This is a genomic window from Endozoicomonas sp. ONNA1 (genome assembly GCF_024606325.1).
Taxonomy (GTDB): Bacteria; Pseudomonadota; Gammaproteobacteria; order Pseudomonadales; family Endozoicomonadaceae; genus Endozoicomonas_A.
Map to the genome: position 1 here is coordinate 1 of NZ_JAHHPN010000424.1, position 25,305 is coordinate 25,305.

The following is a 25,305-nucleotide window of genomic DNA, read 5'->3' on the forward strand; positions in this document are numbered from 1 at the left end:
GTATGCCCTCCATGTCCAGTCTTTCACACATGGGGCGCATGGCATGGCACCACTATCTTTAATGGTTTGAATAATCCTGAAAGACACGCGGAAATAAATTATGTTAAGAGGATATTGGAAGAAGGAACTAAACTCAGTGAAAGTGACATCCCCCTGTTTATAGTTTTTTCAGATATGAATCTAACAGGCTCTCAAATTGAACAGATGAAGGCTGAATTTGAAAGTCATGAGAATATCTTATGTATCTCGTTAGAAACAGATTTGCAGCTAACATTCCCTGCAGAATTGCAGCAATATGCTTCACGCATGAACATCAGGTTTATAGATTCTATTAGAGTTGTTGTATCTCAAAATATTACTAAGACTATAAGCTTTTGTATAGACAAGGCAAATTCTGAAAAAAAAACCAAACTAGCTAATCGTTTTGAAAAGCTAGGGGTTAATCATTTATTTTATTCAGATATAGATAATCAATGGTTATCCAAACCACCTTTCATATTAGCCAGACATGGGATGTTTACTCTGCCAACAATGTCGAGTACATTGCCACTTATTAACACATACATTAACAGTACAAAACTACCTAATGCCGATAGAAAGCTTTTAGATAGGCATAGATCATTTTTCTCTGAACTGCCTCATCTAAATAAAGAAAATTCAAAGAAGTGGTCTACAGACAAAGCGAGAATGCTATTTGATTATATTTTAAGTGGTGAAGCAGAGAGTAATTATCAACATCTATCAAAGCAGTTAGTCAAAATTTCATCCGACTACGATTATCTTTTGAGGGCTAATAATGAAATAATTTCCTGGAAAGGTGACAATGGTTGCTTCTTTGTAAGAGAGCACTCTAAAGGAGATTTTTTAAGAGCCGCTTCAAGAAGAATTAGCATGATAAATCTTCATCAAAAACCGGATACTGAATATTGTCATAATCCAGATCCATATTACAGAGAAGCACACAGACTCACTGGAATGCAATTACTCAAGTATTATTACTATGGGCATGATGGCACGTGGATCAAATAATAGAAGATGCCTAATCGCTATTAGAACTCAATTAAATGATACTGGATAGTAGTTCACCGAAAAACCACAAGTAATCTAGCAAAAAAGTTAGGTAACAGAAAAAATCTTTTAGCGTAGGGCAGTCTCAATCTCAGGTAAAAACGGTATACATTAGGTCCTTTGTGATTTTTTCAGACAATCTTACCTGTTTTCTAGTAATCATTTAGAACCAATAAATGTTTTAAGATACTAAGAAATAAAGCATTAAATAATAGAAATCAGTACATGGACCAAATTATAGGATCGAAAAAATTATCTGCCGCATATACCCCACTATACACCGATACGGAGGGAGGCAGGCTATCTAAAAATACTGATCATGATAGGAAATACCTTTCAAAAGCAGAAGAATGCACAGAAGACTATCTTGAGCACAAGGTACTGTCATTAAGAAGTATTTCTCTGGCTCCGACCGAAAAAGATAAGGATCATCACTACATCGCACTTGCAAAAAATATAGTTGCTAATGAAAGTCCATTTTTTTTAAATTCAATTGATGATGAATCCTGGAAAAATATGGCTGATAGTTTAAAATTTTCAAACATTAATTCATTAGAGAAAGCCATCGCTATGGATTTAAGGGTATGTCCTCCCTGCCCTCTATTTCACACATGGGTCGCATTGCATGGCACCACAATATTCAATGGTTTGAATACCCCTAAAAGACTCAGGGGAATTAATTATGTTGAAAGGATATTAAAAGAAGGAACTGATCTGAGTAAAAATGATATCCCATTGTTTATAGTATTTTCGGAGATGAATCTAACAGAATCTCAAATTAATGAGATGAAGGGTGAATTTAAAGATCATGATAATATATTATGTATCTCGCTTGAAACAGACCTGCAGCTAAAATTCCCCAAGCCATTAGAGAAACACGCTTCATCTATGAGCTTTGAGTTTATGGATTCCATCAGACTTGTTGTATCTCAACACATTACTGAGACTATAAGCTTTTGTATAGATAAAGCAAAATCTGAAAACAAAATCAAACTAGCTAATCGTTTAGAAAAGCTAGGGACTAATTATTTGTTTTATTCAGATATTGATAACCAATGGATATCCAAACCTCCTCACATTTTAGCTAGTCATGGAATATTTAGTCAGCCGACAATATCAAGATCGTTGCCTCTCATCTATATAAAAAGTGAAGATGAAAAAAAGCTATCTGATGTTGATAGAAAACTTTTGGAAAGACATAGATCATTTTTCTCTGAGCTTCCTTACTTATATAAAAGAAATTCAGAAAAATGGTCTACAGATAAAGCAAAAAAGCTTTTTGATTATATTTTAAGTGGTGAAGCAGAATGTAATTTTAAACATTTATCAAAACAGATTACACATATTTCACCTATCTACACATGCCTATTCAATATAGATGAAGGGGTTTCCTGGGAAGGTGAAAATAGTTGTTTTTTTGTGGCAGAGCACTCTAAAGAAGTTTTTTTAAGAGGTGCTTTAAAAACCCCCTGGAGGATAGACCTTCATCAAAAGCCAACTAGTAAACTTGCTGATGATTCTTATAATCCAGATCTATATTACAAAGAAGCACATAGTCTCATTGGAATGCAATTACTTAAATATTATTATCATGGACATGATTTCACATGGTGCACTTGGTAGAAAATACCTTAGATCTGATAAAGTGCCAAGCCGGAAGACCTGCCTGAAGAGCGGGAGATCCTACTAACAGTTATTGTGTGTGCTGACTATGCAAAATCATTGGATAAACCAAGATATCCTTAAAGTTTATCGTTTTTCAAATATGCAGTTTTTTTTGCTTCCTGAATGAAAACTCATATCTGCCACTTTTTATTCACCTTGAGTTAGCTCCTCAATCTCTCTCTTTATGTCTTGCAGTTCTTCAAGTAGTCCTAATTCACTACATGAGTTTATAAACTCACTACTTTCATTAAGTATTTCCAACACCATCAGCAAGACCTTCTTTAAGTCCTCATTCAATCCTTTATTTCTTTGCAAACCCTCAAAAGTATTATCAAGTTGACCACCTGGTCCGGACAAGGGAGACAGGGAAGAAAACATTAAAAATTGATCAACGCTGGTAGCAACTAAACCATTCTGTTGCAAGTTCCATAATTGCCCTAAATATATATCTTTTGGATTTGTGGGGTTAGATTGAGTTTCGCTTAAAAGCACTGCTCTCATCATTCTAATACCTTCAATCATTTTTGAAAGCCCAGATGATTCACGAGCGCCAATAAAGCTTTCCAGGCTATATTCGCTTTTTTTAAATGCTCTTGTAAAAGCTTTATCGTAAAATGAGATGAAACGAGTAGAAGTTGAAAGCACTGTTGCGCTTGAATGATATGGAAGTGCATATATTAGTAACACTAAGATCGTATTTCTTAATCTCATTCTGTACTGCTCTCTGTCATACCTAACTTACGACGAAAAATAGCACTGAATATCTGGAAAAGCAAAAATCCAAAATCAAGTACAAAGTTTGAGGTGCCACCTTATTTTTCAAGAAAAAGATAAGGACAACCATTAATAAAAAATCATAATAATCGAGACAATTAAACAAAAAAAGAAAAATTAGAACAGAAAAAACCCGCTGGAGCTAATGTGCAGCACCAGATGATAATGATTAGACATTACAGATCAGCACAGGCTTCGACGGCAAAGATGGAAACCAATGGGTCAACCACCCACTGCCGATGATGCGCAACATTCTTCTCAGTCAGATGATCCTCACCACACAAATTAGCCCTGCGAACACACCGATAGTACGGAGTCGAACCTGAATCAATCAGGCTACTGCGAACCTGAGTCATGAGATCTTCAGCTACAATGGTAAAAATTGGAAACAGCAGTAAAGTAGTTCAATCCGTAGACTGGTCAAATATATGGATGTCCCTATTCTTTTATATGCCTATACTCAATGCCGTGTATCGCCATCAATGAGATTTGATAGATGAGTCTGCTCGTAAAAGCAATGATGCTACTGTTTTTTATCTCCGGCAGTACCACATCAAATGAAATAAAGGGTACAATAAAAATAACAGTTTTAGTAAATCAAAACAGACTAACTTTCGAAAAGGAATATGCTGAGATATACAGTCTTACTCAACTGATACAGAAATTTATTTTTGGAAAAATATCAGAAAAAATTGCAACTAATATAAGAAATCATCGTCCCCGAGAGCTAACTATTTCTGAACAGTTGACAGTAAATATTCAAAAGGAATCAGATGATCAAAAAAACAATAGAGCATACTGCTCCGAAGTTTTTCCATCTGAAAATCCTGAATCTCTTACATTTTCCGAGCTGCCTTCATCTACTGAAACCTTATTAGACCAGCAAACTTTTCTCGAAACGACAGCATCAACAACAATTGATAATAATACAGTAACTTTTCATTTTAATGTTCCTTTTATTGCTTCTTTTAATAGCAACGGGGAACCTTTAATCGGTATCAAAGCAACTTTTGATAAGATTTACGACGAGTTACAAACGCACCTGATCAGTGAAATCGATTGAGCTAAAATAGACATAACATCAAATTAAGGAAATGCATCTCAGGTGCAAGCTCCTGATTTTTTGTTGGCTCACGATCATTCTAAATCAGCATATTAAAATCAACTGTATACCCAGCTTTTTCATTTCTATAACAGTACCAAGCCCAATCTTGATCTCAAATATACACCATTCCACCGATGCCACTCTCCAGCCTGGTAATCCTCACCATATAAGTAATCCATGCGGGTCAAATATATGAATGTCTTTTTCCATTTGTGCTTTTTCAATTTTTTATATGAATCTCTCTGTCTATTTCTTATTCATTTTTCACTTTTTGTTCACTTTTTCATTTTGTTAGGCATTCTTGCACACTTGTTAGCAATGAATCAGAACCAACACACGTTGTAAGGTTCTAAGGAGCAAAGAACAAGGAGCAAGGACATGGATCAAGTTGTAGGAGAGCAAATACATCCGGCAGGATATTCGTCACTGTACACTGAAACGCTGACAGAAAGCCTATCTAAAAATAAAGTTAACAATAAGAAATACCTTCCTAAGGCAGAAGAGTACACAGAAGAGCATTTTGGGTGTAAGGACATATCATCAAGATGCATTTCCTTGGTACCGTCCGGGAAAGATAACGATAGTCACCACATGCGCCTTGCAAAAAATATAGTGTTCACGGCAGATCCAATTTTTTTTGATTCAATTGATAAAGAGTCATGGAAGAATATGGCTGATAGTTTAAAGTTTTCAGGCATTGATTCACTGGAGAAAGCCAGCGCTATGGATTTGAGGGTATGTCCTCCATGTCCGGTCTTTCACACATGGGCCGCACTGCATGGCACCAGCATATTTAATGGATTGAATAATCCTCGACATCTTACTGGAATTAATTATATTCAAACGATATTGCAAGAAGGAACCGATCTCAGTAAAGATGATATCCCATTACTTATTGTGTTTTCGGATATGAATCTGACAAGCACACAAATTGATCAGATGAAGGCTGAATTTAAAGATCATGATAATATCTTATGTATCTCTATGGAAACAGATCTGCAGCTAGATTTTCTCGTACAATTAGCGAAATATGCTTCATCGATGTGCCTTCAGTTTATGGATTCCATTAGAGTTATTGTGTCTCAAAACATTACCGAGACTATAAGATTTTGCATAGCTAAGTCAGAGTCTGAAAACAAAACCAAACTAGCTAATCGTTTGCAAAAACTAGGGGTTAATCATTTGTTTTATTCAGACATTGACAATCAGTGGTTATCTAAACCACCTTATATATTAGCTAGCCGCGGGATATTCACTCAGCCAAAAATGTCAATGACATTGCCACTTATCTATATAGATAAAGACGTTACAGAACAACTATCTGAAACTGATAAAATCCGTTTAGAGAGGCATAGATCATTTTTCTCTGAAATGCCCTACCTAAATAAAAGAACATCAAAAAAATACTCCAGAGATAATGCGATAAAACTATTTGATTATATTCTAAGTGGTGAAGCAGACAGTAATTATGAACACCTATCAAAACAGATTGTACATATTTCATCTCACTACGATTATCTCTTGGAATCTGATAGAGGCGTTTCCTGGGACGGTGAAAACAGTTGTTTTTTTGTGGCAGAGCACGCTAAAGATGTTTTTTTAAGAGGTGCCTTAAAGAAACCCTGCATTATAGACCTTCATGAAAAGCCAGTTAGTGGACGTACTGATGACTCTTATAATCCAGACCCTTATTACAGAGAAGCACACAGCCTCGTTGGCATGCAATTACTGAAGTATTATTATCATGGACATGATGACACGTGGCGCCGTTCTTAGAAGATGACCAGAAGATTTAGGGCACCCATAAAAAATCAAACTGCCTTTACCCAAATAATCGAGGATTAAAAGCGTAACCTTCATTCGCAATCTCTCTCAGGCATCTGGTTGTCCTTAGTTGTCCTTTCAAAAGCCAGGGCTATCTATTGGAGCAGAAAGGTTAGCGCGACAACCCGGTTAAGTTACACAAATACAAGCCTCCTAGGAGGCTGACTTCCGAATCAGGTAGATATACCGTTTTTCCACCTGCTCATGAGACAGCAGTTCATGATCCAGAAAGTTACAGAACTTGGGAATATCACGCTGGGTAGAAGGATCAGTCGCTATAACCCTGACCATTTCTCCCGGCTTCATGTCTCTCACTTTGTTGTGCAACATCATGACCGGTTCCGGGCAAAGCAGACCTGAAGTATCCAGTTCATGATCAATTTCTATAGTATCCGACACATTCACTCCTGTTATCCGACCCAGGAACCGGACCGACTCAGGGATCGATAAACAATAGCCAGTCCTGCACTGCGGGCCAGCATAAAGGCACTGTAGGCCAACCACAAGCCGTGATTACCCATATTACGGGTGACATACCAGACTGGCAGAAAGACCATTAACGTCGCCACCAACATGGTGTTTTGCATCATATCCGTTCGCGCGGCGCCAATAAACACACCATCCAGCCAGTAGCACCAGACGGCAAACAACGGCATGGCAGCCAACCAGGGCAGATAAGTGTTTGCCGTTTCGGCGACGGCAGGGATATTTGTCAACAGACCAATGATACCCTGCCCCACCAGCGAGAAGGTGAAAAAAAATAACACGGCACAAATGAGCGAGCAGTAACCTGTTACCCTGACAATCTGTTTAAAGCGATCTTCTTTTCGCTGCCCCAAAGCTTCACCCGTCAGTGCTTCGGCAGCATGGGCAAAGCCATCCAGTCCATTGGAAATCAGCAGCAACATATTAAGTAACAAAGCATTGGCCGCCAGGATATGACTGCCACTCTGGGCTCCCTGTGCCGTAAAGAAAGCCTGAGTTCCAAGCAGACAGAGCGTGCGAACAAACAAGTGTCGATTCAGTAACAGCAGGCGACGCATAGAGCCCAGGCTCAGAATCATTGAACGGACAAAAGTTCCAGACTTACCTCTCAAGGTTTGACTGACCATCGAGACCCCCAGTACAAGACTGGTATAGTCGGCGATCACTGTTGCCAATGCTGCACCCCGGGTAGCCATTCCCAGGTCCAGAACAAAAAACAGATCCAGAATAATATTAACCACATTGGCCAGCACGAGAATAAACAATGGCCCTTTAGGGCGGTGCATTCCAATCAGCCAACCAACTATCGTAAAGTTAATCAAAACCGCAGGAGCTGAAAATATTCGAGTGGAGAAATAGATCCTGGCCTGTTCAGCCACTTCAGGGGCCGCATTAAATAAAGGCAGGGCAATAGCCAGGAGGGGACGATGTAAAAGAATCAGCAAAAAGCCGATCACCAGAGCTAGCAGGATCGACTGGGCCAGCCATTGCCGGGTTTTCTGATGATCATCCTGACCCAGCGCCTGGGCCACCAAACCGGTGGTTCCCATTCTAAGGAAACCAAAAGCCCAGAACAACAGTGAAAACAATGTGCTGCCGATGGCGACACCGGCCAGATAAATATCACTGGAGAGATGCCCCAGCACCCCTGAATCAACCAGTCCCAGGAGAGGGACCGAAATATTGGCAAGAATGGCAGGCCAGGCAAACATCCAGACCTGCCGATACAATGCTGCAGTCGATTTCAACGTCAGTCCTCACAATTGCCTGACAAAATTCAGACCATTTTATGAGGCTTTAGTTCAGATCAGTATACGTAAACTTTACTTTATGACTTTATGAAGGCTGAGATCTTTTGTGCGGCTTCTAACAGATGTTGCTCATGAGTAAAACCCGATTTTACCCTGGGTTTCAGATCATGATTGCCGTCGGCCAGCCAATGAAGCTCAATATTCTTTGACAGGCCGTAACCTCGCACGGTGCTGTAATCCCCCATGACATCCCTACTACCCTGCACCACCAGCATGGGTAATGGGAAATCAACAAGATGCTCCGTTCTGGGTTTGTCCTGTTTACCTGGTGCATGGAATGGGTACCCCAGGCATACGACACCTCTCAATGAAAGACCAGACACCTCAGACACCAGCAGGCTGGCCATGCGTCCGCCCATGGATTTACCGCCAATGAAAAGAGGGCCGTTATAATCCTTTTGGATATATTCAATCACGTCCTGCCAGCAGTGCAATAATTTTGGTTGCCTGTCCGGTGGTCTTTTTTTACCGGTTTTCCTTCGCTCCCGCATATAAGGGAATTCAAAGCGCACGACACTGATACCTTCAGCCATCATCAAGACGGCCATTTGATTCATGAAATCGCTGTCCATAGCCGCACCGGCACCATGGGCCAGAATCAGCAATGGAGACCCGGTTTCAGCCCGGTTCCAGATAAGATCCATAAGATAAACAGTCCAGAGGAAGTAAAGCGCTTGATTGTAACGCCATTTACCCGACCCGTCGCTGCGATCTGAACTAAGCTGGTCGAAGCGCAATGTCCTGTTCATTGATCAAAGCACGACTCTTTCTATCTTATATGTTAACGACTTTGGTCGTTTTATATCCAACTGACCGGAACACTTCATACGGTGTCGAAACGGAAGCCTGTCATGACCCATGCCCGCTTTACTCAGGGTTCAACAATGAAGCACGTCATTGTCATGAGCCTCAGCAATGCAGCAGGCATCACAACGCTGTTTTTTGTCGACCTGCTCGACCTCTTCTTTCTCAGTCTGCTCGGTGAAAAATTTCTGGCTGCAGCTATTGGTTATGCCGGCACCATCCTGTTTATCACTTCGGCTCTGGGTATTGGCTTATCCATTGCCGCCGGGGCCCTGGTCTCCAGATCCATTGGCAGCCACAACCGGGAAAAAGCGTGTCAATATCAAGTAAATATCTGTTTCCTGGTGCTGTTAGTCAGTATCACGCTGGCCATCGTTTTCTGGCTTCTGATCCCTGAACTGGTGACTTTGCTGGGAGCCACCGGGCGAGTTCATGAACTGGCCGACAGTTACCTGCATATTGTGATTCCCTCCATGCCTCTGGTCAGCTTGTCCATGACCCTCGGTGCCGGGCTCAGAGCCGTAGGAGATGCCAGGCTATCAATGACATCGTCACTCTCAGCCGGAGCTGTGAATGCCATAATGGACCCTATACTGATCTTTCTTCTGGAATTGAATATAGAGGGTGCTGCCATTGCTTCAGTGATGGCTCGTGCCACAATGTTTGCTATTTCCTTTTACGGCATTTTCTATAAACATAAACTCTACTCCCCCTTCCGTCTTTCCCACTTTGGCAAGGATCTGAGAAACATTCTGGCAATCACCCTCCCTGCCATTGCCACCAATCTGGCCATGCCTTTCAGTGGCGCCTGGATGGTTCGCTATATGTCGCAGTACGGCAATAGTTACGTAGCAGGCTACTCAATCATTAACCGACTGATACCTGTCGCCTTCGGTGTCATTTTTGCCCTGTCCGGAGCAGTAGGACCTATAATAGGCCAGAATTTTGGGGCGAGACGGATGGGCCGGGTCAGGGAGTCGCTTCGAAATGCTATCCTCTTCACTGTGCATTATGTCATTGTCATTTCAGCCATACTGTTTTTCTTGCAGGACATTCTCATTCAAGTGTTCAGAGCCACGGGGGAAGCGGCCAGCCTGGTGTCGTTTTTCTGCGACTGGATTGCCATTAGCTTTTTGTTCACAGGTACTCTGTTCGTCGCCAATGCTGCCTTTAACAATCTGGGCAAACCCGGATACTCAACCCTCTTAAATTGGGGTCGGGCGACACTGGGTACCGTTCCTTTCATCTGGGTCGCCTCTGCATATATGGGGCCCTATGGCGTACTGGTGGGTCAGGCAGCCGGAGGAGTCCTGTTCTCAGCCATAGCCATTTGGCTGAGCTTTCGAACTATTGACGCCATTGAATGCAAGATTACCCGACAGGACACGATTGCCAGCCTTATGACCCGTCAGGAGGAAACCACAGCTTGTCCTTTCCAGCCGATGTCATCAGAATGTTCACAACTGGCACAAATGGCTGAAGAAGGTGAGTGCGAAGAGGCCGGTAACCTATCCGATAAAGCCAGATAAGTGTATTGATCCGGAACCTAAACCCCTTCATGCTATGCAATGGCACCAGACAGCGAACAGACAGGTTGCCATTGTTTCGAAAACTGACGTCAGAGTTGGAAATGAGCACACCACAATCAGGAATTACTCCAGAAGCCAATACCGATGCCTGCTTTCTGGTTTTAACTATCAGGCAAGATCCAGACAGCCTCACACAGATTAAAAAGACCTGTGCGCTGATACCACAGCTGACACGGGATCTCAGCGAACAGTACCCCGATGCCAGGCTGACCTCCACGATCAGTATCGGCAGTCAGGCCTGGGACGCTTTGTACAAAGCCGCTAAGCCAAGGCTTCTCGCTCCCTTCAAAGCCGTGACAGAAGGTGACCGGACTGCACCTGCCACTCCCGGTGATCTGCTGCTCCATATCCGTTCCAATCGTCGGGATATCAATTTTATCCTGTTGCACAGAGCTATGGATCATTTTGGACAAGCCGTTGACATTCAGGAAGATGAGACAGGTTTCCGTTACCTGGACGGTCGCGACCTGACCGGATTTGTAGACGGCACCGAAAATCCACAGGGAGATAACAGGGCCAGCGTCACTCTGGTGGGTGATGAAGATCAATCGTTTGCCGGAGGCTGCTATATCCATACCCAGAAGTGGGTTCACTCGTTCAAAAAGTGGGACAAACTGGCGGTCACTGAGCAGGAAAAAGTGATCGGCCGCACCAAGGAGGACGACATTGAATTCAGTGGCGAAGAAAAAGCGCCAACGGCTCACGTAAAGCGTTCCAACGTCAAGGACAGTGGAGGCAAAAGTATGGAAATCCTGCGTCACAGTATGCCCTATGGCAATGCCAGTGAAGGCGGACTTTACTTTGTCTCCTACTGTCGCACTCCGACCCATTTTGACAAAATGATGGAGTCCATGGTCAAGGCCGACAGGCATGGTCACTATGACCACTTGATGGATTATTCACAGGCCACCACTGGCTGTGCATTCTTCGCGCCCTCTGTTGAGTTCCTGACTTCAGCTACCTGATCGACTTCTAACTGTAATCAGAGTACCGATGTTCCCCCCGCTTCCCAGGCGATTCGGTACTCGCTGTCTTCCCTGCTTACCAACCTCAGTTCCATTTCATGGTGGCGCAGACAGTAATAGGTCGTCTTCTCATTTTGTGACTACATTTGATGGATGTTCATCGTCACAGTAAACGCTTTCACTCTATGAGCAGATTGATAAAAAGTCATCTGACTTTAATTGGCACTACCGTTCTGTCACTTTTGCTTTCCGGCTGTTTCTCTTCCGACAACCATCAGGCACTGGGAACCCTTGAGCGTGACAGAGTCACTCTGACAGCGACCGCTTCGGAGTTGATTACAGAGATACTCATCCATGAGGGCAACCCGGTAAGAACCGGTCAAGTGATCCTGAAGCTGGATGATCGCAAGCAACAGGCAGCCGTTGCTGCGGCCCTGGCCGAAACAGAACGGGCACGAGCTTATCTGAGTGAAATAGTCAACGGCGCCAGAATGGAAGACATAGCAGCAGCAAGAGCCAGTGTCGGGCAAATAGAAGCCCGGCTGGTGGATGCCAATAAAACGTTCCAGAGAAACGAAACACTGTTAAAGCGCAAACTGATCAGCCAATCCAGACTGGATCAGGCGAGAGCTGATCGTGATGCTCTCATGGCAGAAAAAGTAAATGCCAGAGAAAAACTCCAGAGTTTGCTCAATGGCAATCGCCCTGAAGTCATAGAACAGGCAGAGGCTTCCATGAAAAAGGCTCTGGCCAATCAGTTTCTGGAACAGAGAAAGCTGGAGGATCTATCCATTTATGCCACAAGAGACAGCTGGCTGGATAGTCTGCCCAGACACTTGGGAGAGAGAGTTTCAGCAGGCAGCACTCTGGCCATCCTGCTGTTGCATGAAGCACCCTATGCACGCATTTACGTTCCAGAGCCCCGCAGGGCCGCTGTTCACGTGGGCGACCACGTGACGGTACATATTGATGGCGTCAAAAAATCTTTTCTTGGTCAAATACGCTGGGTTTCTCTGGACCCGGCCTTCACTCCCCATTATGCCCTCAATGAAAAAGAACGCTCCCGACTGGTTTACATGGCCGAAGTACAGCTTCCGGAAACCGCTTCTGATTTGCCATCAGGACTGCCTGTGCAAGTGGACCTGCCCCTGTGAGCCGACAGGCCATCTCAGCCAAAGGGCTGACCCGCTGTTTTGGTGATTTCATGGCCGTAGATCATCTGAACCTGAACATCGAAGAAAAGACCATTTTTGGTTTCCTGGGGCCCAATGGCAGTGGCAAGTCGACTACGCTCAGAATGTTAACCGGTTTGCTGACACCCAGTCAGGGTGACGTTCGTGTTCTGGGGCTGGAAATACCCAAAGAGTCGGAAGCACTTCGACAGCGACTGGGCTATATGACCCAGAAATTCTCTTTGTACGACGATCTCTCCGTCGAAGAAAACCTGAAGTTCATGGCACAAATTTTCAATCTGCCGGGCAGAGAGGTCAATAAACGCATTGACAGCCAACTCACTACCTATGGTCTGGACCAGCGCCGCAAGCGTATGACAGGCAGCCTCAGTGGCGGGCAGCGCCAGCGGCTCGCCCTGGCAGCAGCAACATTACATAAACCCGAATTATTGCTACTGGACGAACCAACCTCAGCGGTAGACCCTCAGAACCGACGTGATTTCTGGGAAACTCTTTTTGACCTCTGTGATCAGGGAGTCACTATTCTGGTGTCCACTCACTACATGGATGAAGCCGAGCGTTGCCATAGTCTGGCCATTCTGGAGGGAGGTATTAAGCAAGCCGAAGGTTCCCCCAAGCAGCTCATGGCCGATATGCAAGCCAGGGTTTTGGAAGTAGACGGCACCGAACTTCGGCTGGTCAGGGAAGCCCTGACAGCCCGACCTGAAATTTTATCCTCGGCCCAGCAGGGAGCCCGCCTGCGGGTTCTGATAACCAATACAATCAGTGAGCCTGAAGTCTGGTTGCGAAGCCAGTGGCCAGAAGAAATGAAAGACAGAACCATTGAAAGGGTGCGCCCCAGTCTTGAGGATGTATTTGTTCATTGTACCCAACAGCGGCGGCAGTAATGGAAAAGCTTTCAACTCTGTCGGGCATGACCAATAGCCTTCAAAGAATTGCCTCGATTCTAATGAAAGAATTACGACAACTGTCCCGTGATCGCGCCACCTTTGCCATGATCGTCATTATTCCTCTCATTGAATTGCTGCTGTTTGGCTTCGCGATCAATACCGATGTCAGAGAGATACCGGTCACTGCTGTGGATAACAGCCGCACTTACTTCAGCCGCGCTCTGATGGATGCACTGGAGGCTACTCAGGTGATCAGAATAGTTCGTCAGGATGCACGTCCACAGGGAGCAGAAGAAGCACTCAAGAGTGGAAAAGTAAGAGCTGCCCTGATTATTCCATCCGACTTCATCCAGCGCTTAAACGATGGCAGAACCGGCGCGCAGTGGCTTATTGACGGCTCAGACCCTATGATCAGCTCGGCCATTTTAAAGCTCCAGACGATGCCTTTCCGTGCCACTGCCGGGATTCAGCCTGAGTCTTCGGGCGCGCTTTTTAAAATCGTTCTTTACTACAACCCGGAGCAACGATCCGTTGTCAATATTGTTCCGGGTCTGGTTGGCGTTATTTTGACCATGACGATGATTATGTTCACATCTGCCGCACTGGTGCGTGAACGAGAGAGGGGCAATCTGGAACTGCTGATCGCGACACCGGTTCACCCTATTGAGCTAATGATCGGAAAGATCATTCCCTATATTTTTGTAGGGTTTATTCAGACCGGCATCATTATGTCACTGGGCCACCTGATTTTTGATGTGCCCTTTGTCGGCAGTATTATCCAGATGCTACTGGCTACCATGCTGTTTATTTCTGCAAGCCTGACCCTTGGGCTGATTATCTCGACCATTGCAGAAACACAGTTGCAGGCCTCACAAATGACCATTTTCATTCTGCTGCCTTCGATTCTACTGTCAGGATTTATGTTTCCTTTTGAAGGCATGCCAATAGCGGCTCAATGGCTGTCTGAACTCTTGCCTGCAACCCACTATATGCGGTTGATGAGGGGGATTATTTTAAGAGGAGCAGAGTTACAGGGCATGACGACGGATGCTGTTTATCTGGGCGCTTTTACTATCGGTGGCTTAGTGGTCGCGGCAAAACGATTTAAAAAGAGCCTTGATTAGATGGGGTTTATGCGACCATTAAAAATACGACAGTGCTATTGATTGCCTTGCATGATCTACCCTATTATCAGTCTTCTTCATGAAAATTGAGAAAGACTCTAAAAAACGACTTTAGATAATTTGGCAACAACGTCAGTATATCTTCTAAATTAAATTGATGTTCAGTAAAAACAGCAAGAGCCTTAATAGTAAGTAAGGGCAGAGACATTATAATGGTATTGAGTTCGGAAATGCTATTGGGGGGTGTTGGTATATTGTGCATTAACATCCGCTCCCAATAATAATAAACAGCTACATGCAGCCACCTCTTATCAACTATTGCCATATTATAATCCCACTTATGACCATTTGGGCCATCATGAGCGACTGCGCCATAACTTAATAATGCAACAATCTGACCTATACTTGAAGTGTCGCCTAAAACATGTCTTATGTTCAGGCCATTATATCGGTAGGTACGAGTAAAGGTATTTGGGTCAGCACCATGTTTGAGCAGAAAAAGCAGCATCTCTAATGATCCGGTGCTGATTGCAGTGGGAACTGCATCTGCATCTTTTGCCAGATGATAACCCTGATCGATCAGCTCTTTAACTGCTTTAAAATCATTCTCAAAAATAGCCTCAGTAAACCCTCCTGCCAAAGAAAATTGCGTGGAAAAAATGAGCATAAAAAAAAACAATCTCATCGTATAGCTTCTTTCGAATATAGAGTTTGAAATTTAGTACGATTATGACCAGGAGCAAATAAAAACTACGGCTCATGCCTATTTTTCAGCTGACTTAAATAGCTTTTTTACCAACCTCTATTTTACTGTAAACCAACAGGGAGCACCTTTTTTCTTTCAGTTTTTTAACCGCAAAGCAGTGATTTAGGATAGTCATTTCCTCAGAAAAATAATGCCTCCATCATTTTTATGAAAATCCTGAACTTTTCAGGAAAAATATGAACCAATAATGTAATGAATTGAAATTATAAAGAATGATTTACTCGCATTTGTCATCAACCAACTTGCAGACCAATCCCATTGGGACAGATCCGCCCAAGGCTTACGCACCAGCATTATCATTCTTATTTAGCCCTACAATATTTCTTCGGTCAGTCTGGTGCAGCGGTTTTTTGAAGGGCAGGAGCCAAGGCAGGGCAGTGCTCATCATCACCAAAGTATCCAGAGGGCGGGGAGCCTAAAGTGATGTGAGCGTTCATAAAGAGCGGCCCAAACAATGCCATCTATTGCGTGGCTGAGTTGACCCTGTCCTGCGGTTTTGGTTCAGCCGCATCAATATCAGAAGGACTCCCTGCCAGATCTCCAACGTCTTTAGGGCCATATAAATAGCTGGTCCCTGGATGTTCTTGCAGCATTTCTTTTCGGGATTCAAGCTCACTGACAGCGGCTTCAACTTCAAGAGGATTTATCACCTGAAAGCTTCGGGTAGCAATATCAAATGTGATGTCAACCTCCACTCCTCCGGTTTTGGTGATATTAGCCGGACTTACACGAAAAACACTCCTGAACTCATCTTCAATGTCGTCAGTGGCACATAAATAGCTCGTCCCGGGATATTGACTCAGCATCTCTCTCCAGGACCTGGCTTCGCGGTAAGCTGCTTTAACTTCAGTAGTATCCCCAGACATGCAGACGGCTGCTGTTGTTTTGTCTGATAAAATTTTCCTGTGCAGCGAGTTAAGATGCCAGGCATAATAGGATTTAGCATTATAAGGAACATGAATGAGGAATACGCAACCACTAAGCCTTATTGCTTGAACATTCTCATTGATCCCAACCCATTCACTATCATCTATATCCAATTGTAAGATTTTATTATCATTGTTTTCAGAACTATCATCAGAAGCCTTAATAGAATACGAAGACAATGCTCTAGTCGCATTGCCACCTCTATACTGAGAGGTATCGATTAAGGTAGGGCCGTTATAACAGTATTTAGAAAATTCCGATTTAGTATCAGAGATTTTTACAAAGCGATCGGCTTTATCGTAATTAAAACATTCCGTGACGACACTCTGCCTACCTGACTTCATTGGCTGTTGGTGAGTCCTCACAGTAAATCCATTAGTTCCAAAAGAGTTAAGATTATTCATAAGATACTCCTTTATCTGGTTATTGGGTTATTCCGTGGTAACTGCCCAGAATTTGCAGGCGCTTTTTGAACTTGATGCATTGCAGCCCGGAAAAATCAGCGAGCTCCCGCTCAAAATGAACATTTCTGCCCAAATAAATGAGCATCTGCATCCTGTACTAACTTAGACGCAACAAAATAAAAAAAAGTTCCTGAACACTGGTTCAAAGTCGTAATGGTGCGGAGTTGATTACGATCCCGATTTTTCTGAGGTCGGCGTGTGCCTTGCGGGTAAGTGCAGTGATACCATCGAAGAAGCCATGCACCAGAGGCTGGCAACCAGGGCTTACGCACCAGCATAATCATTCTCATTTAGCCCTGCAATGAACGACCTCAGTAGCTGAGCGGTAAAATTGTGATCGCAAGAGGAGCCCAACATTTCAGTGATGATGACTGGCTCAAAACTGAGAACCTGGGCATCACAACAGGCTTTCATTTAGTGAGCTACTTATTCAGAAGAAGATGTGGAACAACGACAGTACTCCAGTCAATTTCCAACCATTCTCTCGGTATATCTTGTGAAGTTGCATTCCCACGAGTAGCTTGATTTGTAGCCAATTGACGATCAGGCATTATCAACAACCAATGATTATGAGCATGAAGTAACATCATACAATGGCGATTTTCATGCAACGCATTAACAACTTCATCTTGATTCTGAAAAATAACATCAACACCATCTGCTCTTATCAAGCTAATCTGAAAAGGACATCCCGGAGTGGGATCACTAGAAGCTATATCAAGCATTAAAATGTTTTGGTTGATAAACGGGGCAATCAGGAAACGAATATGATTATCTTCAAGCCACATTCTATCGGGATTAGATCCATTCATTTCATTAGCCATTGATACTATAAACTCACGTTCATCACCTTCCTCGACCATTTCCTGAGCCCTGGCAGAAAAATATTCAAATACTCTCTGCGCTGTTAAATCATCTGAATTTTCAGTCATTTCAGACAAAAGCTCATACCTATTACTTCTGATCCAACTCAAAATAGCATGCCAGCCACAGTAACCATCCGTTGGCATATTATGAACCTCTAATCCAAGCTCTTTTAAATATTCACTCGTATTTTTCAGACTGTTGTAAGCATCTGACTTTTCTCTTTTGAAACTAATGGAAATTCCCGTCAGAACAACACATAAGGCTTTGGCGCCATTCAAGGCTTCTGCCGAAGTATTAGTAAATTTTCTGCACACTTCATAGACATTTTTAGCAGTAGCACCAGTACTGACACAGGCACTCTCTTCAACAAAGCTTTCCATCTGGCTGTAGGTTCTGGGAAATGTCCACACACACGCATTATTTGAGCCAATCATTCCGAAAGCGCAGTAGTCTTCCTGATTCTGTATGTCGCTGGCAGCCAGTGATTCACAGGGGTTTTTCTGGAATACTGTTGATGGAAAAAAAATCATAGAGCTTTTATTTTTCTCTCCTTGCCTTCGTATACCCGACTTTTCAATATCCAAGCGTACATTGGAATCTAGCTGAAAGGACTGGAGATTATTATAACTCTCATTTCCAAGAGCAATAATAATTCTAATATACATACAACTTTCTTTGCTTCTAACTTTAGTTTCAAGGTTCCATCCAAATCCCTCAAGGGCATCTGATAAATAGCTTTTACAATGTTCCTTATATTCATTGTCACCAAAACACTTAAATAACAGCACAACCTCCAAATCAGAATTTTTATTAAATAATGATTCAGCGAACTTAAATTCATTTTCTTTTTGCTCCAAATACGATGTATAAAAAAGGTGATACCACAAAGATCTGGCAATAATATATCGAGTAAAGCGTCGTTCATCAGGTTCAGAATGAAAATTATGCAGTGAAAAATTATAATCACCAGAACCCTCAGCAATAAAACCTAATTCGCGGGAAGGAATAACAAAACAAGAAAACGTTTTTTTTAAATGCTTAACAAATACTACTACTTCTTTACGACCCTCTTTAAATTCATCGTTAAAATCTTTTATAAAGTAGCTGAACTCTGAATTAAATCCATAACAGCCATCCACCATAAATTTCAAGTTAGAAGGCGCAACAACGAAAAAAAGCCGTAAATCCTGAACTGCTCTTACGTCTTGCAGATAGAATACTAATAGCCAAAAAAATAATTGCCTAAACATTCAAAACTCCTGCATTGTTATTGTCTCAGAAACTGGTGCAAAGCCTACATGTTAGACTACCGTAGGCCTTTGCAATCAAGTTTTTTACCTTGGTAAGCGCTCACCGCCTGTTAAACTATCTGTCAGATAATCCCATTTCATCGCTGACATATTCCCGAATCAGGCTTTCACTCAGGTTGTTATGCAACGGAAGGGCGGATCTTTCAGTACCAGCGAGAACTCTTCTGCAATAACGGCAAGGCTTGAGCATGCATCCTGAAGGGTGCCAGAGACAGTCTGTGTCTGGATTAAAACAAAAAATCCAGATTGTACCTTCATGGTGGCGTTATCTTTCGAAGGCTCAGAAAAGTCACTCAAACATATCGCTTGTGCATTGGAACGCCATCCAGATCAGTATCATCACTTTGCTCGCTTGCCGACGTGATACACCTTATTCAACAATCTGCACAAAGTTTTGAACCTTTTCAGAAAAATATGGACTAAGAATGAAATCGTATTTTTAAAACATTATTTCCATGCATTTATCATCAATCCACTCACAGCCTCAGCCACAACCTATAAGGGCAGATACTACCTGTCAGGAAGCTGTGAGCTCGAAAAAAACAGAGCCATTGCCCACAAATGGCTCTCTTCTAGTTGAACAAAAGTGTCTTTATCACAGAAAAACAATAAAAATCAAAACGTTAGAAAAACCAGAAGGCTATTTCTCTGCTGGCGAAAAACACCAAATATCATTAATGAAAGATTATCTGGATGGCAATACCGAACATTTTAGTGGTGATGACTGGCTCTATCTGATAATAAAACTGGGTAACAGGTTTTTTAGTAGAAAAAAACAGGAAACACTCCAAAAAGAATTCAGTACAACACACAAAATAGAGAATTTGTTTAAAAAAATTGCCAAGTTACAAGCATTGAGATGTAAAATTGAAGATATCGTTCATTATTCGCACTTAGACAGACGTTTTGGATTGTATGAAGCAGCAAAAAAAGACAAGCATTTATTCCCAGCAGGTTTTCTGGATGAAATTATTGAATTAGCAAAAAACAACCTTCCCCTGCCTCCCTGTGCAACACAAGAACTTTTATACGCAACAGCCAGCTTGGATTATAAATCACGGAATCCATTTTTCTCTGACCTCATCATTGCCTGTTACAGAAACAGTCATTTTTTACCTCCAGACATTGAAATGGGGCACAAAATCGAAAAAGAAATAAAAAAACAAATTCTAAAAGAGAGTTCAAGCAATGAGGATCTTGAAATAGAATTAATGCTATCAGATAACTCCATAGTTCAGAAAGTTTGTGGCGGAAGATCCATCCAGCTCACTCTTCCTGACAACCAAACACTATACCTTAAATTTCAACGAAAAGATGAATCATGGAATGAGTTCACCCGTGAACTTAAAATGCACAATAGTTTGCACCACTTATTTTCAGATCAGAATTTCGCCAGCGAAATACCTTTAAGTAAAGGTTTATTTTCTATTTCTGCGGATATCATTAATAAAAGATTGGAAGATGAGCTCGAAATATTTGAAGGTCACATACACGGTTATTGTTTCTCAGCTTCAAAAGATTATGTTAATTATGCATGCCAATTAGACCCATCAAATTCCAAAAACCCTCATTACAGGTCCGAAGAAGGGTTAAAAAAAGCAGCTATTGATATCGGGAAGTATGCAAGATATGGACTGTCATTCGATAGCCTTATTAAATCGCAGCATACAAAAGATTTATGTGTTGCATGGTCAGGTCTGTCAAAATGGATGACTTTAGGGCAACTGAGTTCTTATCATTTTTGCAATAATGAAGCTTTTCCCGGATCAATTTGTAACTGGGTAGAAGACACTGAGCGCTCAGATTTATCCTGGTCCGGTTTGAGAGATCTTGGTGACAGCCAAATATTTGAAACTACATTGCACAGCCTGCCCCCTGAAAATGCTTTAAATGTTAAATTTTTTCCAAAAGTCGGAAACCTGTTAGCTTTTTTTAATGCGCTTATGGATAATATCGTTGCCATTGTTATTGTTTATGCTCGTGGAAAACGTTTATCCCATGAGTTTCATTACCAAAATCCTAAAGCTGTCGAAGATGTACAAAGATTCATCGGAGATATTCTTGAGCATTTTATCCGGGGATATTATGCAACCGATACAATAAGCTTACAGCAAGCTCTTGAGTTGGATAATACAGAGTTCGAAAAATGGCTACATAGAACCTCATTAGAAATAGTCTATTGGTCAGCTATGCAGCCGTATGAAATGACAGAGGATTTTTTTATTTCTAGACATGATCACAAATACCAGAACTATTTCTTACATATCAATCAGAATAAAAGACCAGATCCAGAGATAATGAAAACTTCAAACGAAATCCATAATCATTCACTTTCTCATAAAACGGCTGATGGTAGAAAATATAATTTTGGACTTGCACATATGTATGGTTTTCCCTTGCAGGCTCTTATAAAAGGGCTGTGCAAATTATCTATAAACATTCTGGAAAACAGTCACCCTCCCCATGATTCTCAATCAGTTTTGGCAGGCTGCACTAATCAATAACGATCAATTGTTGCTTGGCCGATACGGGGGATTCTCCAACCAATAGACAAATACAAAACCACCGTCACTCAAATTTGCCAAGAGTCACAATTCTACTAAAGTCCATACTCTGCATTGTAAATAGACGTTATAGAATGAGAGCACTTTACTTCACGCTGTTTTTTTTCATGAAATGCTCTCTGGCAGGAGATTTTACGGAAGCCATTAGGGAAAATAATTTTAACAAAGTAAAAGAATTAATGGGCCAAGGTTATCAACTTGAATATGATCAGGATGCATTGCCCGATGCACTTTGCTTTGGATCACTGGAAATGCTTATTTTTCTGCTAAATAATGGTGCAAATCCAAATTCATTTACATCTAAAGAAACTTACAACAGCCTGACGATCTCACACATCTTGGCTGATGCTTCAACGATATCTCAAATTGTTACATTACTCAGTCACGGAGCAAGTCCTGCTCATGACTATAACTGGGAGTTTAACCATGCTATTGGTGAGAAAAAGTGGCTGCATTTGACTATTTATTATTATTGGGAGCGGATGTTAATACACAAGATACCAACACCCCCCAATAGCATTTCCGAACTCAATAGTATTTTATCATCTTTACCTTTACTGGCTATTAACTCACTTGTCACTTTTATTGAGCATCAACCTAATTTAGAAAATCTATTGTCGTTGTTTCCAAATAATCTGAAGTTTTTTTTTGATTACCTGAAATATCCCAAATAAGCTTCAGAATCAATCAGGCTCGAACAAGGCAGGTAATCGCCTCTTTGACATGAACATAAATTTTGATCTCAGCCTCCGATGAATTTTTGTGCTTCCGGATTCTGCCGACAATGACACAAAACTGAACATCCTCTGACAATGGCAGAAAATGACAGCAAAAATCTATCTCACACTCTTCATGCAGCCCTGATCCTATGGCAATCCTGACATCTCCTATACAAAACAGGCTGTCACAAAAGATTTCAATACATATCACTCGCTCATAGCCAAAAAGCATTAGCAGGGCTAACAATATTTCTGTATGATTGCGACGGGTTTGGCAGTATAAGAAAACTCTGCCAACCGATAAGGACCGGATAACAACCAGAAGTGTGCACGACCAGGAATACCAACCCAGGATCAAAACACTCGGAGTCTGAAGGTAATAAGTCAGTCTCAAGTCATTCAGCCAGAGCCTGAGGATCTCTGGCAAACAGTGAACTTGACAACTGTCTTATATCAGAGAACTCACGAGAGCAGCTTTTTCGCTGCCCTGATGAGAGAAATATTCCGACTCAATTCGTCAACTGCATTTTTTTATTAACACATAAAGAATCAGCAGGAAGTACGGCCTTACGGACAACCCGGGGGAGCTGGCCGGTAGCAGAGAATATCTGGCCTGAAATCCAGTAGAGCAATGCGCCTTGGCTGTTCGGAAACCTTTGGCAACTGAACAGGGTTCCTTTGGCCACAAAAACACTATGCACAGTGTCAAGGCAAGAGCCAAGGTCATAGTGTGTTACTGGATTTCCGGTCTAAGTTGCAACGCCTCAGGTTATCTCCAAGTCGTAATAACTGTTAGCAGAACCCGAAGGTAACACGGAGCATGAGCACTGCAACGATACAGCCAACCTATAACTACAAGGTTGTCAGGCAGTTTGCCATCATGGCGGTGGTTTGGGCCATCGTCGGGATGGGGATGGGACTGTTCATCGCTACCCAGATGGTATTCCCTGAACTGAATCTTGATCTACCCTGGACCAGTTTTGGCAGACTGAGACCCTTACACACAAACGCCGTTATTTTTGCATTTGGAGGCTGCGTCCTTTTCGCTACCTCTTACTATGTCGTCCAAAGGACCTGTCAGGCTACCCTGGCCATGCCCGGACTGGCATCTTTCACGTTCTGGGGCTGGCAGCTGGTGATCGTTCTGGCCGCCATCACACTGCCCATGGGCATGACCTCTTCCAAGGAATACGCCGAGCTGGAATGGCCAATCGATATCCTGATTGCCATTGTCTGGGTCAGCTACGCAATTGTGTTCTTTGCCACCATCATGAAGCGAAAGGCCAAGCACATCTACGTGGCCAACTGGTTCTTCGGTGCCTTCATCATCACCGTTGCGATTCTGCACATTGTCAACAGCGCCTCTGTTCCAGTCACCCTGACCAAGTCCTATTCTGCCTACGCTGGCGCCATGGACGCCATGATTCAGTGGTGGTACGGACATAATGCGGTCGGCTTTTTCCTGACCGCCGGCTTCCTGGGCATGATGTACTACTTCGTTCCCAAGCAGGCTGAGCGTCCGGTTTACTCTTACCGTCTGTCTATCGTACATTTTTGGGCACTGATCGCCATCTACATCTGGGCGGGCCCGCACCATCTGCACTACACTGCCCTGCCCGACTGGGCCCAGAGCCTGGGTATGGTGATGTCCCTGATCCTGCTGGCACCTTCCTGGGGAGGCATGATCAACGGCATCATGACACTGTCCGGCGCATGGCACAAACTGCGTACCGACCCGATCCTGCGCTTCCTGGTGGTATCCCTGTCCTTCTATGGTATGTCGACCTTCGAAGGCCCAATGATGGCCATCAAAACCGTTAACGCTCTGTCTCACTACACTGACTGGACCATCGGTCATGTGCACTCCGGCGCATTGGGCTGGGTTGCCATGGTTTCTTTCGGCTCCCTGTACCACCTGATTCCCAAGGTTTGTGGTCGTGAACAGATGTACAGTATTGGTCTGATCAATACTCACTTCTGGCTGGCTACCATCGGCACCGTCCTTTACGTAGTGGCCATGTGGGTCAACGGCATTACCCAGGGTCTGATGTGGAGAGCTGTAAACAACGACGGCACCCTGACCTACAGTTTTCTCGAGTCCGTAACCGCCAGCCACTTTGGCTATGTTGTCCGTGCAATCGGTGGCGCCTTCTTCCTGGCAGGTGTGCTGATCATGGCTTACAACTTATACCGCACTGTCAAACTGGGCAGTGAAAACCAGCAGGAAGGTGAAGCTCAGGCGTCACCTGCACAGATGGCCTGACGGGGGAGTTCACCATGAAAAAACATGATTTAGTCGAAAAAAATCTTGGTTTGATGGTGGCGCTGATCGTAGTAGCCATCAGCTTTGGCGGCCTGGTTGAGATCGTGCCCCTGTTTTTCCAGAAAACCACCACTGAGCCGGTGGCAGGCCTTAAGCCTTACACTGCTCTTCAGCTGGAAGGTCGTGACATCTATATCCGTGAAGGCTGCGTAGGTTGTCACTCACAAATGGTGCGCCCTCTGCGTGCTGAAGTAGAGCGTTACGGCCACTACTCTGTAGCCGGCGAGTCTGTTTACGATCATCCGTTCCTTTGGGGTTCCAAGCGAACCGGTCCGGACCTGGCCCGTGTTGGCGGTCGTTACTCTGACGAGTGGCACCGTGCTCACCTGAATAACCCGAGAGACGTTGTCCCCGAGTCCATCATGCCATCTTACCCATGGCTGAACGAAAACGTTCTGGACGGCAAACTGACCGGCAAGAAAATGGAAGTTCTGAGAGGCCTGGGCGTACCTTACACCGATGATGACATCGAAGGTGCTACAGCCGCAGTCAAGGGTCGCACTGAAATGGACGCCGTAGTGGCTTATCTGCAGTCACTGGGCACCGCACTACAGAATAAACGGTGACA

General features: G+C 43.2%; 21 protein-coding genes. 13 read left to right on the plus strand and 8 right to left on the minus strand.

Going from position 1 to position 25,305, the window contains the following annotated elements:
• Together KDK19_RS09480 and KDK19_RS09485 are read left to right on the plus strand one after the other, a co-directional pair.
• Positions 1-1,029: hypothetical protein (locus KDK19_RS09480; protein ID WP_257291825.1), on the plus strand; the 1,029-nt coding region annotated here is incomplete at its 5' end.
• A gap of 264 nt (positions 1,030-1,293) precedes the next feature.
• The gene (locus KDK19_RS09485; protein WP_257291826.1) at positions 1,294-2,691 is read left to right on the plus strand and encodes a hypothetical protein; all 1,398 of its coding nucleotides are present in this window, start codon (positions 1,294-1,296) and stop codon (positions 2,689-2,691) included.
• A gap of 189 nt (positions 2,692-2,880) precedes the next feature.
• Here KDK19_RS09485 and KDK19_RS09490 read toward each other — a convergent pair whose 3' ends face one another.
• The gene (locus tag KDK19_RS09490; RefSeq protein WP_257253812.1) at positions 2,881-3,444 is read right to left on the minus strand and encodes a hypothetical protein; all 564 of its coding nucleotides are present in this window, start codon (positions 3,442-3,444) and stop codon (positions 2,881-2,883) included.
• Positions 3,445-3,683: 239 nt separating this feature from the next.
• Positions 3,684-3,863 (minus strand): hypothetical protein, encoded by a 180-nt coding sequence (locus tag KDK19_RS09495; RefSeq protein ID WP_257253810.1) that lies wholly within the window; start codon positions 3,861-3,863, stop codon positions 3,684-3,686.
• A 140-nt stretch (positions 3,864-4,003) separates the two neighbouring features.
• Between KDK19_RS09495 and KDK19_RS09500 the strand changes: the two genes are divergently transcribed.
• A complete protein-coding gene (locus KDK19_RS09500; RefSeq protein WP_257253808.1) occupies positions 4,004-4,570 on the plus strand; it encodes a hypothetical protein in 567 nt (188 codons plus the stop codon).
• 420 nt (positions 4,571-4,990) lie between these two features.
• Positions 4,991-6,388, plus strand: a complete 1,398-nt coding sequence (locus KDK19_RS09505; RefSeq protein WP_257253807.1) for a hypothetical protein — start codon at positions 4,991-4,993, stop codon at positions 6,386-6,388.
• Positions 6,389-6,589: 201 nt separating this feature from the next.
• Here KDK19_RS09505 and tusA read toward each other — a convergent pair whose 3' ends face one another.
• The 3 genes from tusA to KDK19_RS09520 form a co-directional block, all read right to left on the minus strand.
• Positions 6,590-6,835, minus strand: a complete 246-nt coding sequence (tusA, locus tag KDK19_RS09510) for a sulfurtransferase TusA (protein ID WP_257253804.1) — start codon at positions 6,833-6,835, stop codon at positions 6,590-6,592.
• A gap of 11 nt (positions 6,836-6,846) precedes the next feature.
• Entirely contained in the window at positions 6,847-8,169 is a 1,323-nt protein-coding gene (locus tag KDK19_RS09515) for an MATE family efflux transporter (protein WP_257253803.1), read from the minus strand.
• A gap of 80 nt (positions 8,170-8,249) precedes the next feature.
• On the minus strand, positions 8,250-8,981 hold the full coding sequence (locus KDK19_RS09520) for an alpha/beta family hydrolase (protein ID WP_257291827.1): 732 nt from the start codon (positions 8,979-8,981) through the stop codon (positions 8,250-8,252).
• Positions 8,982-9,083: 102 nt separating this feature from the next.
• Here KDK19_RS09520 and KDK19_RS09525 point away from each other — a divergent pair, with 102 nt between their 5' ends.
• The 5 genes from KDK19_RS09525 to KDK19_RS09545 all read left to right on the plus strand — a co-directional run bounded on the left by KDK19_RS09525 (position 9,084) and on the right by KDK19_RS09545 (position 14,797).
• The gene (locus tag KDK19_RS09525; protein ID WP_257280574.1) at positions 9,084-10,565 is read left to right on the plus strand and encodes an MATE family efflux transporter; all 1,482 of its coding nucleotides are present in this window, start codon (positions 9,084-9,086) and stop codon (positions 10,563-10,565) included.
• Between the two features lie 101 nt (positions 10,566-10,666).
• Positions 10,667-11,590, plus strand: a complete 924-nt coding sequence (locus tag KDK19_RS09530) for a Dyp-type peroxidase (RefSeq protein WP_257253800.1) — start codon at positions 10,667-10,669, stop codon at positions 11,588-11,590.
• A 185-nt stretch (positions 11,591-11,775) separates the two neighbouring features.
• Entirely contained in the window at positions 11,776-12,744 is a 969-nt protein-coding gene (locus KDK19_RS09535; RefSeq protein ID WP_257253799.1) for an HlyD family secretion protein, read from the plus strand.
• Positions 12,741-13,670 carry an ABC transporter ATP-binding protein gene (locus tag KDK19_RS09540; protein WP_257253798.1) on the plus strand — a complete coding sequence of 310 codons (930 nt, stop codon included), beginning with the start codon at positions 12,741-12,743 and terminating at the stop codon, positions 13,668-13,670. Before KDK19_RS09535 ends, KDK19_RS09540 begins: the two co-directional genes overlap by 4 nt.
• Positions 13,670-14,797 (plus strand): ABC transporter permease, encoded by a 1,128-nt coding sequence (locus KDK19_RS09545; RefSeq protein ID WP_257253797.1) that lies wholly within the window; start codon positions 13,670-13,672, stop codon positions 14,795-14,797. Before KDK19_RS09540 ends, KDK19_RS09545 begins: the two co-directional genes overlap by 1 nt.
• A 67-nt stretch (positions 14,798-14,864) precedes the next feature.
• Here KDK19_RS09545 and KDK19_RS09550 read toward each other — a convergent pair whose 3' ends face one another.
• From KDK19_RS09550 to KDK19_RS09560, 3 genes are all read right to left on the minus strand, one after another.
• A complete protein-coding gene (locus KDK19_RS09550) occupies positions 14,865-15,482 on the minus strand; it encodes a hypothetical protein (RefSeq protein ID WP_257253796.1) in 618 nt (205 codons plus the stop codon).
• A gap of 542 nt (positions 15,483-16,024) precedes the next feature.
• Positions 16,025-16,894: a hypothetical protein gene (locus tag KDK19_RS09555; protein WP_257291828.1), complete on the minus strand. Its 870-nt coding sequence runs from the start codon at positions 16,892-16,894 to the stop codon at positions 16,025-16,027.
• Between the two features lie 482 nt (positions 16,895-17,376).
• A complete protein-coding gene (locus KDK19_RS09560) occupies positions 17,377-19,071 on the minus strand; it encodes a hypothetical protein (protein ID WP_257280573.1) in 1,695 nt (564 codons plus the stop codon).
• A 587-nt stretch (positions 19,072-19,658) separates the two neighbouring features.
• On the opposite strand from KDK19_RS09560, the gene KDK19_RS09565 reads away from it, so the two are divergent.
• The 4 genes from KDK19_RS09565 to ccoO all read left to right on the plus strand — a co-directional run bounded on the left by KDK19_RS09565 (position 19,659) and on the right by ccoO (position 25,303).
• Positions 19,659-21,635 (plus strand): hypothetical protein, encoded by a 1,977-nt coding sequence (locus KDK19_RS09565; protein WP_257280572.1) that lies wholly within the window; start codon positions 19,659-19,661, stop codon positions 21,633-21,635.
• Between the two features lie 134 nt (positions 21,636-21,769).
• On the plus strand, positions 21,770-22,369 hold the full coding sequence (locus tag KDK19_RS09570; protein ID WP_257253281.1) for a hypothetical protein: 600 nt from the start codon (positions 21,770-21,772) through the stop codon (positions 22,367-22,369).
• Positions 22,370-23,234: 865 nt separating this feature from the next.
• Positions 23,235-24,677, plus strand: coding sequence for a cytochrome-c oxidase, cbb3-type subunit I (gene ccoN / locus KDK19_RS09575; RefSeq protein WP_257253280.1), 1,443 nt, complete (start codon positions 23,235-23,237; stop codon positions 24,675-24,677).
• A 14-nt stretch (positions 24,678-24,691) separates the two neighbouring features.
• Positions 24,692-25,303: a cytochrome-c oxidase, cbb3-type subunit II gene (gene ccoO / locus KDK19_RS09580; protein WP_257253278.1), complete on the plus strand. Its 612-nt coding sequence runs from the start codon at positions 24,692-24,694 to the stop codon at positions 25,301-25,303.
• Positions 25,304-25,305: the final 2 nt, after the last annotated feature.